This window comes from Nocardioides sp. SR21 (assembly GCF_022761125.1).
Classification (GTDB): domain Bacteria; phylum Actinomycetota; class Actinomycetes; order Propionibacteriales; family Nocardioidaceae; genus Nocardioides.
Map to the genome: position 1 here is coordinate 44,680 of NZ_JAKWJR010000015.1, position 13,737 is coordinate 58,416.

Consider the following 13,737-nt stretch of genomic DNA (forward strand, 5'->3'; position numbering starts at 1 on the left):
ATCGTGACCGTCACAGCCTGGAGAGGAAGCCGATGACGCAGTCCGTCGTGGTCGAGGAGACCCCGCTCGACGACCAGCCGCCCGCCCTGCTGGTGCGCCCCGCCGACGGTGGCACCGGTCCCGCGGTGCTGTGGCTGCACTGGCTCGGGCACAACCGCAACGACCGCACCCAGTTCCTCCCCGAGGCGCACCGGCTGGCGCAGCAGGGCGTCGTGTCGCTGCTGCCGCAGGGCGTGTTCCCCTGGCTCGAGGACCCGGCCGGCGACGAGACCGACCGCGACGCGGTAGCGCGGCAGGCGCGGCGTACTCGAGCGGCGTACGACCACCTGGTGGGGCTGCCCGGCGTCGACCCGTCGCGGGTGGCGGTCGCCGCGCACGACTACGGCGCGATGTTCGGGCTCACGCTGCGCGACGTGCCGATCCACGCGATGGTCGTCGCCGCGCCGGACGCGACGTGGGACCACTGGTTCCGGAAGTACTGGCACGGCGACGCCGACCTCGGCGCGGCGTACGGCGAGCAGTTCGAGGAGTTCGACCCGCTCGCGGGCGCGGCGCTGCGGCAGGACTCCCTGCTGCTGCAGTGGGCCGAGAAGGACGAGTACGTCGACCCCGCGGTGCCCGGTCTCTACGCGGCGGCGGCGCCGCGGGCGGCCTCGACCGTGCACGAGCGCTACGACCACCAGCTCGGCGACCGGGTCATCGCGGAGCGGCTCGCCTTCCTGGAACGAGCGCTGCTCGGCGGTAGCGTGACGGCGTGAGCTATCCCCCGCCGACCTACCACGGAGACGGCGGCGAGCAGACCGCCTGGCTGCGTGGCGTCAACCAGCCCGCCGAGCTCGGCCTCCGACAGGGCGGCGCCGCCCACTACCTCGCCACCGGCGCGTCCACCGACGGACGTTTCGGGCTCTACCGCTGGGACATGGGTCCTCGCGCCGGCGGCCCGGACCCGCACTTCCACCGGACCATGAGCGAGTCCTTCTTCATCCTGTCGGGCACCGTGATGCTGCACGACGGCAAGGACTGGCGGGAGACCGGCGCGGGCGACTTCGCCCACGTGCCGGAGGGCGGCGTCCACGGGTTCCGTAACGAGTCGGACGAGCCCGCGTCGATGCTCATCCTGTTCGCGCCGGGCGCCCCTCGCGAGGCCTACTTCGAGGGTCTGGTCGACCTGGCCGAGGGCCGCTGGAAGCCGACCGAGCAGGAGCTCGCGGACTTCTTCGTGGCGCACGACAACCACTTCATCTGAGGTCAGCCGCCGAGCTGCGCGAGCAGCGGGTCCCGCAGGCCGACGCAGTCGAGCGCCCAGAACGGCTCGCAGTAGACGAGAGCGCCGGTCATCCACTCCTCGTGGCTGTCGAAGGTCACGACCTGGAAGGCGGGGGCCGGGATCCGCGTCGACGGCGCGGTGAACCCGAGCGGGCCGGCCGCCGACCAGCCACGGGCGCTGTAGAAGCCCGGGTCGCCCTCGAGGAACACCGCCGGCGCGCCGAGTCGCTCGGCCTCGCTCTGGGCCGCGGCCAGGAGCTCGGTGCCGATGCCCTTGCCGTGGTGCTCGGGCGCGACCGACAGCGGGCTCAGCACCAGGACCTCGACGAGCGCCTTCCGCGCATCCACCCACGACCGGCTGAGCTGGACGTGGCCGACGACCCGGCCGTCCACCTCGGCGACCAGGCTGGCTCGGGTGCTGCCGGACTCGTCGAGAACGGTGACCAGGTGGGCGACGGTCGGGCCCTCGTCCGGGCCGAAGGCGGCCTCGACGACCTGCTGGATCTGCGCGGCGTCGGCGGGCTCCGCCGGACGGATGCTTGACTTGAAGTTCACTTTAACTTGCACGCTCCTGTCATGCCTGTCGCTGTCATCACCGGAGCATCCCAGGGCCTGGGCCTCGCCCTCGCCACCCATCTTGCCGAGTCCGGCTGGACCATCGTCGCGGACGCGCGGGACGCGCCCCGGCTCGCCGCCGCGGTCGACGCCCTACCGGGCGGGTCGCACGTCGCCGTACCGGGCGACGTGGCCGACTCGTGGCACCGCGGCGCGCTCGCGGCCACCGCCGCCGACCTCGGCGGCGCCGACCTGCTGGTCAACAACGCGAGCACCCTCGGGGCGAGCCCGCTCCCCCGGCTCGCCGACCTGGATCCGTCGACGTACGCCGCGATCCTCGACGTCAACGTCGTCGCACCGGTGGCGCTGGCCGGGCTGCTGCTGCCGCAGCTGCGGGAGCGCCGCGGTCGGATCGTGAACATCACCTCGGACGCGTCGGTCGAGCCGTACGCGACCTGGGGCGGGTACGGCTCGTCGAAGGCTGCCCTCGACCACGCCAGCCGGGTGCTGGCGGCGGAGGAGCCCTTCGTGCGGGTGTACGCCGTGGACCCGGGCGACCTGCGCACCGCGATGCACCAGGCGGCGTTCCCGGGCGAGGACATCAGCGACCGGCCGCTGCCGTCGACGGTGGCGCCCCGGCTGCTGTCGCTGGTGCTCGGCGACGCCGCGAGCGGGCGGCTGGTCGCATGACCGCCACGATGCCTCCCGAGGCGCGGGGCATCTCGCGCGACGGCGTACGGCTGGCGGTCGTGACGCCGTCCGGCACCTCGCACGCCGTCGCCCGCGACCTGCCGGCGTACCTGGCGCCCGGCGACCTGTTGGTCGTGAACACCAGCGCCACCGTGCCGTCCGCGCTCCCAGGGCTGCACGTCTCGACCTCGCTCGACGACGGGTCGTGGGTGGTCGAGCTGCGCCAACCGGACAACAGCGGGCCGGCGATGCCGGTGCCCGGCGAGGTGCTCGCCCTCCCGGGCGGGGTCTCGCTGCGGATCGTGGCGCCGCATCCTCCTGGGCAGACGCGGTTGTGGCGTGCCGAGCCCACGCCTGCCGTGGACCGGGTGGCGTACCTCGAGGAGTGGGGCCGCCCGATCCGGTACCCCTACGTGAGCGGGAGCTGGCCGATCGGCGCGTTCCAGAACTCCTACGCCACCCACCCCGGCAGCGCCGAGATGCCGTCCGCCGGCCGCCCCCTGACGCCGTCCGTGCTCGTCTCCCTGATGGCCGCCGGCGTCGTCGTCGCCCCGGTCGTGTTGCACACCGGCGTCGCCAGCCAGGAGAAGCACGAGCCACCCCAGCCGGAGGAGTACGCCGTCCCGGCGGCGACCGCTCGCCTCGTCTCCTCCACCCTGCGTGCCGGCCGGCGGGTGGTCGCCGTCGGCACCACCGTCGTCCGCGCCCTCGAGTCCGCGGCGCCCTCGGGTGTCGTCGTGCCCTCGGCCGGGTGGACCTCGCTCGTGCTCGGCCCGTCCCGCCCCGCGCGCGTGGTCTCCGGCCTGCTGACCGGCCTCCACGACCCCCAGGCCAGCCACCTCGACCTGCTGCGTGCCGTCGCCGGCACGTCCCTGGTCGCGCGGGGCTACGCGGACCTGTCGTCCACCGACGAGCCGTACCTGTGGCACGAGTTCGGCGACGTGATGCTCCTGCTGCCGTAGCGTTGAACCCGCCTGATTCCCGGTCGCCTGCGGGTTGCTGGTGGTTGCGACCGACAGGGCATTTACGCGGTACGGCGGGCTCGGGCTGGCGCTGCTTCCCGGCTTGCGGTGGTGGGCTCCGCACACCCTTCGGTGGTTGAGGAAGGCGCGCTCGCGCCTGTCTCGAAACCACCTGACTCACGGTCGCCTGCGGGTTCCTTCTGGTTGCGACCGATAGGGCTTTTACGCGGGTACGGCGGGTTCGGGCTGGCGCTGCTTCCCGGCTTTCCGGTGGTGGGCTTCGAAACGACAACTGTTCGTGGGTATCGGTGGTTGAGGAAGGCGCGCTCGCGACTGCCTCGAAACCACCACCGAAACTCTTAGAACTATTTCTCGAAAGTGTCCACATCCCGGTCAACCACGGGCTTTTCGGCGCCTCACTGTCGGTGGTCCCTGCTTGGGTTGAGGTATGGCAGCCACCACGACCACTCGCACCGAACTGGTGCTGGCGGCTGTCCGCGACGAGCACGAGATCGAGACCCACGCGGCGATCCGCAAGCTCCAGCTCGCGGTCGAGTGGGCCGAGCTGAACCCGGGCGACGTCGTGGACGAGACCCGGTCCTGGGAGGAGCGGGAGCTCGAGGTCGCCGGGGACGGGGCGCCGACGGTGGCGGAGTTCTCGATCGCGGAGTTCGCGCTCGCGGTCGGGATGAACACCGACGCCGGCCGGGTGTTCATCGGGGACGCGGTCGAGCTGGCGCACCGGCTCCCGCGCACCTGGGCACGCGTCGGTGCGGGCGAGGTGGCCGCCTGGAAGGCCCGCAAGGTCGCCCAGCAGACCAAGTCCCTGCCGGTCGATGCGGCGGCGTTCGTGGACCGAGCTCTGGCGCCGGTCCTGCACACGTGCACGTTCGCCCAGATCGAGCGCACCGTGGAAGCGGCGCGTGCGGAGTTCGACCCCCAAGCTGCCGAGGAACGCCGCTTGGCGGACGCCGAGCACCGGCACCTCACGTTCTACTGGCGCCAGGTCACCTCGACCGGTCAGGTCCCCGTCGCCGGGATCATGGACCTCGCCGACGCGGTCGCGCTCGACGGCAACCTGAAGGCGAAGGCCGCCACCCTCGATCCCGCACTCCCGATCGATGTGCGTCGCTCGATCGCCGCGGGGATGCTCGGCGGCGCGGGTGAGCGTGAGGTGGTGATCTACACCCACGCCCAGGCCGACAGCCGGATGGTCGAGGTGGAGAACACCCGCACCGTCGTCACCCCGGAGCAGGTCCAGCAGTGGTGCCACCAGGCCGGCACCACGGTGACGGTCCGTCCGGTGCTGGACCTGAACGAGAACCTCACCACCGACTCCTACACCCCCACCGACCGGCAACAGGAACAGGTCGTCCTGACCTTCCCGCGCTGCGTGTTCCCCGGCTGCAGCCGCCGGTCACGCTCCGCAGACAACGACCACATCACCGAGTTCCCCCTCGGCCGGACGTCCACCCGGAACCTCGCGCCCCTGTGCCGTCACCACCACCGGGTCAAGACCTTCACCGCCTGGACCTACCACCGCACCGGCCCACGGACCTTCACCTGGACCAGCCCGACCGGCTGCAGCTACCACGTACGAGCGGACCGACATATCCGCTGACCCCCACCCCGCCGACCACGGCCGGCGGGGCAACAGTCATGTCGTGTTCTTCCAACGGAGCACCTCCCACGAGACCGCAGACTGCGGACCTACTCCTGGTCGCTGACCCCGCTCGACTGAGGCTCGGGAAGCCCCCAGAACTCCCCGCTCAGGCCCTTCGACCGGAAGTACTCGCGAGCCTCCTTCGGCTCCCGGCGCTGGTACGGCGTGTCCAGGCGGCCGTCGTACCAGTCCTGGGCGATCCGCCAGAGCATCTCGATGTCGACGGTGTAGCCGCGGTCCTGCCCGGAGCGCTCGACCCAGTCGTCGAGGCAGGCGTCGGTGCAGTAGATCCGCTGGTTCTCGGCGGCATAGACGACGTCGTCCCAGACGTGCCCCATCGGGACCGGGAAGCGCACGACCTGCGTGCCTTCCGGAGGACCGGTGCGGTCGACGAGCCAGGAGTGCGCGGCACCGCAGGCCGGGCAGGTCGTCGCGACGACGACGGAGGGCTCCTTGTCGAGCACGTGCGGGATCGAGAAGGAGTCCAGCGCGCAGCTGCCCCACCACAGCGTGCGCTCGCCCATCACCGCGAAACCGAAGCTCCGGGTCGCGAACGGGCTGGCCAGCAGGATGCCGCCGTTGGAGTCGAGGACGACGTACCGGTCCGCGGCCAGCGCGTCCAGCCCGTCCCAGACCCACTCCTCTGGTATCCCGAGCGTGTCCGCGGCGTCCGCGACCGACGGCAGCCGGCCGGTGCTGGCCAGCTCGCGGTAGAAGAACAGACGGACTCCTTCATACAGCTCAACCATCACCGATCAGCTCCTTCAGCACCCCGTGCGTCTCGGCGTCCCCCGCGGCGAGCACGCCGCGTCCAACACCCACCTGAGTACTACCTTGCGTGGCGGTGATCACACAACCAGCAGCGCGGCACAGGGCGATGCCGGCGCTGAAGTGGACGTTGTCGCGCATGTCCCCGTCGGCGACGTACGCCGCCCTCCGGCCGACCGCGACCCAGGCCAGCGCCAGCGTCGTGGACAAGACCCGCGGGCCGAACCGGGCCCGGAACTCCGGGTGCGCGAGCAGCGAGTGGAACGAGCCGTGGTCCAGGTCGACGTCGACGAGCCGCGACGCGGTGGACGGTACGGCGACCCGGCCGGTGCCGTCGCGAACGTCCGACCCGTCGGTCCAGAACACCTCGCCGGCGATCGGGTCGGCGACGGCGGCGACGTGGGTGCCGTCCGGCGTGCGGAGCGCGACGTTGACGGCCATCAGCGGCGTGCCGGCCGCGAAGTTCAACGTGCCGCACAGCGGGTCGACCAGCCAGGCGCGGCCGGTGTCAGCACCGGTCAGCCCCGACTCCTCCCCCAGGACGGCGTCGTCGGGCCGGGCCGCGCGGATCACGTCGAGGATCGCGCGCTCGGCGTCGAGATCGGCCTGGGTGGCGAAGTCCGTGGGGGACTTCGCGAACCGCTCGACCGGCCGGCCGTACAGCTCCCGGATCACCGCGGCGCCGGCCTCGGCGGCCGCGCGAGCGACCTCGGCGTCGGAGCCGCTCACGCGCCGGCCAGGAACGAGAACCGCACCTCGCGGTCGTGGTTGTCGACGTTCAGGTCGACCAGGCACACGCTCTGCCAGGTGCCGAGCGCGAGCCGTCCGCCGAGCACCGGGACGGTGGCGTACGGCGGGATCAGCGCCGGCATGACGTGCGAGCGGCCGTGCCCGCGGGTGCCGTGGGCATGTCGCCACCGGTCGTCGGCCGGCAGCAGGTCGGCGAGCGCGGCGAGCAGGTCGTCGTCGCTGCCGGCGCCGGTCTCGAGGATCGCGATGCCCGCGGTCGCGTGCGGGACGAACACGTGCAGCAGGCCGTCGCCGCGACCGGCGGCGTACTCCCGGCAGTCGTCGGTCAGGTCGAGGACGACCTCGCGGTCGCCGGTGCGGTAGTGACGGATCTCCGAGTCCACGGGGCCGATCGTGCCACGGCCCCGTGGACTCGGGTCAGAGGTCAGAGGTCAGTGGACGGTGTTGACCTGGGTGACGATCGCCTGCGCCCCGACGTACGCCGGCTGCGAGCCGCGCACCGAGGCGAGGACCTCGATCGACGTGTCGTCCTCGGTCACCGTGATGACGTGGCTGCCGCTGGTCTGGCCCGCGTCCTCGTAGCTGCCCGGCAGGTCGGCCGTCCAGATGGTCCCCGGGATGTTCCCGCCGTCCTGGTCGATGGTGACGACGCCGTAGTCGTAGCAGCACTCGCTGCCGCCGAAGAACTGAGCCGTGACGTCCAGCCGGTAGGTCCCGCGGTCGAGCTCGAGCGTCAGCACCGGGACCTCGCGATCGCCGCCGTCGTTGTTCTCGACCGGGACGAGCCAGTGGCCGCCCATCGGCTCGGCGCCGTCGTCGGACTCGCTGGTCCACTGCTCGAAGATCGACACGATCCCCGAGTCGCCCGGCTCGCCGGCAGCGCCAGGAGCGCCCTTGGGACCCTGCGCACCCGCAGCGCCAGGCTCGCCCTTCGGCCCCTGCTCGCCCTGCGGTCCGGCCGGGCCGGCCGGACCCGGAGCACCGTCGGCACCGTCCGCGCCGTTCTTGCCGTTCTTCACCACACCCGGCGCGAGCTCGGACTTGCCGACGCTGTTCGGGGCGAGGTTGTCGGCCGTGATGGTGTTCCGGGCGATCTGGTCGCCCGTGATCAGCCGTGCGGCGACCGCGCCGGAGGCGCCGCCGGCCACGAACATCCCGGTGGCGGCCAGGACCGCGAGACCGACCTTGCTGCTGTGCTTCATCTGCATCCTTCGCTCGAATGACATGAGCTCAGGACGCTATCGGCCCTGCGCCTTCGGCGCGGGCATTTTCGGACGGAACTAGCCCGAAGGGGTTAGACGCTGCTCCCGGGAAGCTCGCCGCCGGGGTCGGTCACGCCGCCCGCGCAGGAGGCGAACGGCTCCGGCGCGGTCACGCCGTCGCCGAACCGCTCGATGAACATCTCGAGGCGCGGGTCGTCGGCGCCGGTCAGCTCCAGCTGCTTGCCCCAGACCGTGACCACCACCGGCGAGGGCAGGCCGTCGTACGGCGACAGGATGCCGTTCTGCGGCAGCGCCGCGATCAGCTCGTCGACCTCGTCCTCGCCCAGCTCGTCCGGGTCGTAGGTGATCCAGACGGTCCCGTGCTCGAGGTCGTGCACGGCGTTCTCGTCGCGCACCGGCTCGTCGTACACCCCGCAGTCGAGCCACGCCGGCGCGTGCGGACCGCCCGCCGGCGGCGTCTGCGGGTAGTCGATGTCGCCCTGCTCGTGCTGGTTGCTCAGGTCGCCGTACGACGCCACCTCGCTGAGGTCGCGGCTCACGGGCGTCTCGTTCGCGAACATCGTCGCGGCGACGACCACGCCGGCGATGATCAGCACGCCGATCAGGGCGAGGACGAGGACCAGCGCCCGCGACTGCGGCGCGGACGCGGGCGCGGGCGTCTCCGGCAGCAGCTCCGGTGGCGGCGGGGGCGGCGGGTAGGACGGCGGCGGCGGGATCTCGCTCATCCGCCGGCCAGCAGCTTCTCGACGCGCTCGACCTTCGCGGTCAGCTGACCGTCCCAGCCCGGGCGGATGTCGGCCTTGAGCACCAGCCCGACCCGCGGGGACACCTCGGCCACGACGTCGACGGCCTTCTTCACGACGGCCATCACCTCGTCCCACTCCCCCTCGACGTTCGTGAACATCGAGTTGAGCTCGTACGGGAGGCCCGAGTCCTTCACGACCCGGACGGCGGCCGCGACCGCCTCGGACACGCTGCCGGTCTCGTCGCCGGTCGTCGGGGAGATGCTGAACGCCACGATCATGCCGAAACCGTAGCGAGTCCCTCCGTACGCAGCCGGGCCAGGGCGTCGCGGGCCTGCGACTTCACGGTGCCGACCGAGATGCCGAGTGCCCGGGCGGTCTCGGCCTCGGTGAGGTCCTCGTAGTACCGCAGCACGATCACCGCGCGCTGCCGCGGCGGCAGCGCGGCCAGCGCCCGCCGCAGGGCGACCCGGTCGTCGACCGGCTCGTCCACCGCCGTCTCCGGCACCTGGTCGGTGTGCACCTCGCGCCACCGCCGGGTCCGCCAGCGGTTGACGGCCTCGCGCGCCAGGATCTTGCGCACGTACGGCTCCGGGTGGTCGGCGATCTTCTTCCAGTGCGGCACCGCCTTCACCAGCGCGACCTGCACGAGGTCCTCGGCGTCCTGGTGCGAGCCGGTGAGGAGGTACGCCGTCCGCACCAGCGCCGGCATCCGCGCGGCGACGTACTCGTCGAAGCCCGCGCGGGTCGGGTCAGGGCCGGACACGTCGCCTCCAGAGCAGGAGGAGACCGGCAGCGACGAGCACGGTGCCGACGATCAGTCCGGCCACCAGGCGCGGGTCCAGGGGGCCGGGCGGCTCCTCCGCGTCGAACGTCGGCGCGCCGAGGAGGTCGGTCGCGAACGTCGGCTGGTTGCCGTCGTTCCAGTCGTACGTCGTGACAGCGGTGGACGTGCCGGTCTCCACGTCCAGTCGCTGGAGGGCGACTCGCTCAGCGTCGGGCTCCGGCGCCCGGATGACCGCGATCTCGGTCGGCCCGGTCCACTGCAGGACCTCGAGGCTGCGCGCCGAGTCCGGGACCAGGCTCAGCTCGGCGAACCCCCCTCCGGCCGGCACCGATCCTGCCTTGACCTTGTTCGGGACGCTCTGGCCGTCGAGGTCCGACCCGCCCCACACTCCCGCGACGTGCTGCCCCCGCGGATCGACGACCGGCGTCGACGTCATGTTGTCCGAGCGACGGATCCTGATAGGGAGCGGGTCGTCGCCCGGATCGTCCAGGTCGAGCAGGCCATACCCCTTGGCCATGCTCACGACGACCTTGCCGTCACCGACCACCGACGCGAAGGAGGAGTAGTTCTCACCGTCGAGCCGGATCGGGGCAGCCCCCGTGGTGAGGTCCCACGTCCACGTCCCGTAGCGGTTGGACATCCCGTCGCCGTCCCCGGCTTCGGCCCACTGGCCGTAGTCGAGCACCAGACGGTGGTCGTCTGCCCACGCGAGGTCATCGACGGCAAGGCCGTGCTCGGTCTCGATCGCCTGCCGCACGGTGTCTCCGGTGGTCGTGTCGTACACCGCGAACCCGACGATGGGTGCGTCGCCGTTGGGGGCGCCGCTCGGCTCACCTGTCAGCCAGTACGCGATGTGTCGCCCGTCCGGTGCCAGCGCGGACTCGACCTCTCCGGAGCCCGGGACGTCCAGGAATCGGTACTCCCCCGTGGTCGCCGAGATCCCCACGAGCTCGTACGACGTGCCCGTCCACGAGCCGCGTTCGGCGGACACCACGGCGGCCAGCTGCCCCAGCGGTCCCTCGTCGTCCGTGCCCGGCAGCCACCTGCTCGGCGCGTAGACCCGGTCGGGCAGGCCCGCCGGCGTGCCCGCGGGCTGCGGCGCCGGCGGCACGGAGCGCTGCCACGAGATCCCGGCGACCAGCGCGACCACCACGGCCGCAGCGGCCACGATCACCACCGTCCCGGCCAGCCGGGCGCGGCGGTAGCGCCGGCCGCGGTCCCACAGGTCGGGGGCAGGGCCGCCGGACGGGACGTCGTCGGCGAGCTCGGCGAGCCGGTCGTGCAGCGTGGTCATGGGTCCTCCGGAGGTGGTCTCACCTCTACCCACGCATCGACCGGCCCAAAAAGAGGGGTGGCCCGCCCGAGAGATCTCGGACGGGCCACCGCTGACCTCGGTCGGACTACTTGTTCAGCAGGCTCCGCAGGACGTACTGCATGATGCCGCCGTTGCGGTAGTAGTTCGCCTCACCGGGGGTGTCGATGCGGACGACCGCGTCGAACTCCTGGTCGCCGGCCTTGACCTTGACGGTCTTCGGCGTGCGGCCGTCGTTCAGCTCGGTGATGCCGGAGATCGAGAACTCCTCCTCGCCGGTCAGGCCCAGCGACTCGGCGTTCTGGCCGGCCGGGTACTGCAGCGGGATGACGCCCATGCCGATGAGGTTCGAGCGGTGGATCCGCTCGTACGACTCGGCGATGACCGCCTTCACGCCGAGCAGCGAGGTGCCCTTGGCCGCCCAGTCGCGCGACGAGCCGGAGCCGTACTCCTTGCCCGCGAGGACCACGAGCGGCGTGCCGGCGGCGATGTAGTTCACCGAGGCGTCGTACACCGTGGTCACCGGGCCGTCGGCCTGGGTGAAGTCACGGGTGAAGCCACCCTCGGTGCCGGGCGCGATCTGGTTGCGCAGGCGGATGTTCGCGAACGTGCCGCGGATCATCACCTCGTGGTTGCCGCGACGCGAGCCGTACGAGTTGAAGTCGCGGTGCTCGACGCCGTGCTCGGCGAGGTAGGTGCCGGCGGGCGAGTCCTTCTTGATCGCACCGGCCGGGCTGATGTGGTCGGTGGTGACCGAGTCGCCCAGCTTCAGCAGCACCCGCGCGCCGTCGATGTCCGTGACCGGGTCCGGGGTGTCGGGCATGCCCTCGAAGTAAGGGGGCTTCCGGACGTAGGTCGAGTCCTGGTCCCACTCGAAGGTCTTGCCCTCGGGGGTCGGCAGCGACCGCCAGCGGTCGTCACCGGCGAACACGTCCTTGTACGACTCCGCGAACATCTCGGAGTTGATCGCGCCGCGGATGGTGTCCTCGACCTCGGTCGGCGACGGCCAGATGTCCTTGAGGAAGACCTCGTTGCCGTCGGGGTCGACGCCCAGCGCGTCGTTGAACAGGTCGACGTCCATCGAGCCGGCCAGCGCGTACGCGACGACCAGCGGCGGCGACGCCAGGTAGTTCATCTTGATGTCGGGGCTGATCCGGCCCTCGAAGTTCCGGTTGCCCGAGAGCACCGAGACGACCGCGAGGTCGTGCTCGTTGACCGCGGCGGAGACCTCGGGGATGAGCGGGCCGGAGTTGCCGATGCAGGTGACGCAGCCGTAGCCGACGAGGTTGAAGCCGAGCTTGTCGAGGTACGGCGTCAGGCCGGCCTTCTCGTAGTAGTCCGAGACGACCTGCGAGCCCGGGGCCAGCGTGGTCTTGACCCACGGCTTGCGCTGCAGGCCCTTCTCGACGGCCTTCTTCGCCAGCAGCGCGGCGCCGATCATGACCGACGGGTTCGACGTGTTGGTGCACGAGGTGATCGAGGCGATCGTGACCGCACCGTGGTCGAGCGTGAACTTCGTGCCGTCCTCGAGGGTGACCTCGACCGGGTCGCTCGGGCGGCCGTTGGCGCCGGCCGCGGCCGAGTAGTGGTGCGGCGCGGCCTCACCGTGGCCGTTGTGCGACGGCGGGTCGGAGGCCGGGAAGGACTCGGCGAGCTCCTCGTCGTACCCGTCCTGCTCGCCCTCGGTGGAGACGTAGTCCTTGAGCGCGGCGCGGAAGCCGGCCTTGGCCACCGAGACCTCGACGCGGTCCTGGGGACGCTTCGGGCCGGCGATCGACGGGACGACGGTCGCCAGGTCGAGCTCGAGCTTCTCGGAGTAGCGCGGCTCGGCGTCGGGGTCGAGCCAGAGGCCCTGCTCCTTCGCGTAGGCCTCGACGAGCGCGAGCTGCTCCGGCGAGCGGCCGGTCAGCTCGAGGTACTTCGTGGTCTCCTCGTCGATCGGGAAGACCGCGATGGTCGAGCCGAACTCCGGGCTCATGTTGCCGATCGTGGCGCGGTTGGCCAGCGGCAGCGCGGAGACGCCGGGGCCGTAGAACTCGACGAACTTCCCGACGACGCCGTGCTTGCGGACCATCTCGGTGATCGTGAGGACGAGGTCGGTCGCGGTCGAGCCCTCGGGCAGCTCGCCCGACAGCTTGAAGCCGACGACGCGCGGGATGAGCATCGAGACCGGCTGGCCGAGCATCGCGGCCTCGGCCTCGATGCCGCCGACGCCCCAGCCGACCACGCCGATGCCGTTGACCATCGTGGTGTGGGAGTCGGTGCCGACGCAGGTGTCGGGGTAGGCCTGGAGCACGCCGTCGACCTCGCGGGTGAAGATCGTGCGGGCGAGGTGCTCGATGTTGACCTGGTGCACGATGCCGGTGCCCGGCGGGACGACCTTGAAGTCGTCGAAGGCGCCCTGGCCCCAGCGCAGGAACTGGTAGCGCTCGCGGTTGCGCTCGTACTCGATCTCGACGTTGCGCTCGAACGCGTCCGGGGTGCCGAACACGTCGGCCATGACCGAGTGGTCGATGACCATCTCGGCCGGGGCGAGCGGGTTGATCTTGGTCGGGTCGCCGCCGAGGTCGGCCATCGCCTCACGCATGGTGGCGAGGTCGACGACGCACGGGACGCCGGTGAAGTCCTGCATGATCACGCGCGCCGGCGTGAACTGGATCTCCTTGTCGGGCTCGGCGTCCTGGTCCCACCCGGCCAGAGCCTTGATGTCGTCGGCGGTGATGTCCGCGCCGTCCTCGGTGCGGAGCAGGTTCTCCAGCAGCACCTTGAGGCTGAAGGGGAGGCTCGCGACATCGAGGCCCTCACCGGCGACCGCGTCGAGGCGGAAGATCTCGTAGGACTTGCCGTCCACGTCCAGGGTGCCCTTGGCACCGAAGCTGTCCTGACTGGCCACTGCAGTCATCTCCTTGGCGTCTCGTCGTCGTCTCGGCTGCTCTCCCCATCCTGCCGTCGTGCGCGAGGCGTGGAAAAGGAAGGCTGCCCTAACTCGTGGATGCGATGTCTCTTGATATCAAGATA

General features: G+C 71.6%; 15 protein-coding genes. 5 read left to right on the forward strand and 10 right to left on the reverse strand.

The window, feature by feature from the left end; translation table 11 throughout:
- The first annotated feature begins 32 nt into the window (after nt 1-32).
- Together MJ604_RS22270 and MJ604_RS22275 are read left to right on the forward strand one after the other, a co-directional pair.
- Nucleotides 33-758, forward strand: a complete 726-nt coding sequence (locus tag MJ604_RS22270; RefSeq protein WP_243060914.1) for a S9 family peptidase — start codon at nt 33-35, stop codon at nt 756-758.
- Nucleotides 755-1,246: a cupin domain-containing protein gene (locus tag MJ604_RS22275; protein WP_243060915.1), complete on the forward strand. Its 492-nt coding sequence runs from the start codon at nt 755-757 to the stop codon at nt 1,244-1,246. Before MJ604_RS22270 ends, MJ604_RS22275 begins: the two co-directional genes overlap by 4 nt.
- Nucleotides 1,247-1,248: 2 nt before the next feature.
- Here MJ604_RS22275 and MJ604_RS22280 read toward each other — a convergent pair whose 3' ends face one another.
- Complete coding sequence (locus tag MJ604_RS22280; protein ID WP_243060916.1) at nt 1,249-1,821, reverse strand: GNAT family N-acetyltransferase; 573 nt, start codon at nt 1,819-1,821, stop codon at nt 1,249-1,251.
- Between the two features lie 21 nt (nt 1,822-1,842).
- Between MJ604_RS22280 and MJ604_RS22285 the strand changes: the two genes are divergently transcribed.
- The 3 genes from MJ604_RS22285 (at nt 1,843) to MJ604_RS22295 (ending at nt 5,094) form a co-directional block, all read left to right on the forward strand.
- Nucleotides 1,843-2,511, forward strand: coding sequence for an SDR family NAD(P)-dependent oxidoreductase (locus MJ604_RS22285; protein ID WP_243060917.1), 669 nt, complete (start codon nt 1,843-1,845; stop codon nt 2,509-2,511).
- Complete coding sequence (locus MJ604_RS22290) at nt 2,508-3,473, forward strand: S-adenosylmethionine:tRNA ribosyltransferase-isomerase (protein WP_243060918.1); 966 nt, start codon at nt 2,508-2,510, stop codon at nt 3,471-3,473. Before MJ604_RS22285 ends, MJ604_RS22290 begins: the two co-directional genes overlap by 4 nt.
- Nucleotides 3,474-3,921: 448 nt before the next feature.
- On the forward strand, nt 3,922-5,094 hold the full coding sequence (locus tag MJ604_RS22295) for an HNH endonuclease signature motif containing protein (RefSeq protein WP_243060919.1): 1,173 nt from the start codon (nt 3,922-3,924) through the stop codon (nt 5,092-5,094).
- A gap of 89 nt (nt 5,095-5,183) precedes the next feature.
- Here the strand turns inward: MJ604_RS22295 and merB are convergent, their stop codons facing one another.
- The 9 genes from merB to MJ604_RS22340 all read right to left on the reverse strand — a co-directional run bounded on the left by merB (nt 5,184) and on the right by MJ604_RS22340 (nt 13,621).
- Nucleotides 5,184-5,885: an organomercurial lyase gene (gene merB / locus MJ604_RS22300; protein WP_243060968.1), complete on the reverse strand. Its 702-nt coding sequence runs from the start codon at nt 5,883-5,885 to the stop codon at nt 5,184-5,186.
- Nucleotides 5,878-6,633, reverse strand: coding sequence for an inositol monophosphatase family protein (locus MJ604_RS22305; RefSeq protein WP_243060920.1), 756 nt, complete (start codon nt 6,631-6,633; stop codon nt 5,878-5,880). Before MJ604_RS22305 ends, merB begins: the two co-directional genes overlap by 8 nt.
- The gene (locus tag MJ604_RS22310) at nt 6,630-7,037 is read right to left on the reverse strand and encodes a YjbQ family protein (protein ID WP_243060921.1); all 408 of its coding nucleotides are present in this window, start codon (nt 7,035-7,037) and stop codon (nt 6,630-6,632) included. Before MJ604_RS22310 ends, MJ604_RS22305 begins: the two co-directional genes overlap by 4 nt.
- 48 nt (nt 7,038-7,085) lie before the next feature.
- A complete protein-coding gene (locus MJ604_RS22315) occupies nt 7,086-7,856 on the reverse strand; it encodes a collagen-like protein (protein WP_243060922.1) in 771 nt (256 codons plus the stop codon).
- 92 nt (nt 7,857-7,948) lie between these two features.
- Complete coding sequence (locus tag MJ604_RS22320; protein ID WP_243060923.1) at nt 7,949-8,602, reverse strand: DUF3105 domain-containing protein; 654 nt, start codon at nt 8,600-8,602, stop codon at nt 7,949-7,951.
- Nucleotides 8,599-8,901 carry an MTH1187 family thiamine-binding protein gene (locus tag MJ604_RS22325; RefSeq protein ID WP_243060924.1) on the reverse strand — a complete coding sequence of 101 codons (303 nt, stop codon included), beginning with the start codon at nt 8,899-8,901 and terminating at the stop codon, nt 8,599-8,601. Before MJ604_RS22325 ends, MJ604_RS22320 begins: the two co-directional genes overlap by 4 nt.
- Nucleotides 8,898-9,386 (reverse strand): SigE family RNA polymerase sigma factor, encoded by a 489-nt coding sequence (locus tag MJ604_RS22330; protein WP_243060925.1) that lies wholly within the window; start codon nt 9,384-9,386, stop codon nt 8,898-8,900. The genes MJ604_RS22325 and MJ604_RS22330 overlap by 4 nt, the downstream gene beginning before the upstream one ends.
- Nucleotides 9,373-10,701, reverse strand: coding sequence for a hypothetical protein (locus tag MJ604_RS22335; protein WP_243060926.1), 1,329 nt, complete (start codon nt 10,699-10,701; stop codon nt 9,373-9,375). The genes MJ604_RS22330 and MJ604_RS22335 overlap by 14 nt, the downstream gene beginning before the upstream one ends.
- 106 nt (nt 10,702-10,807) lie before the next feature.
- Nucleotides 10,808-13,621 carry an aconitate hydratase gene (locus tag MJ604_RS22340; RefSeq protein ID WP_243060927.1) on the reverse strand — a complete coding sequence of 938 codons (2,814 nt, stop codon included), beginning with the start codon at nt 13,619-13,621 and terminating at the stop codon, nt 10,808-10,810.
- Nucleotides 13,622-13,737: the final 116 nt, after the last annotated feature.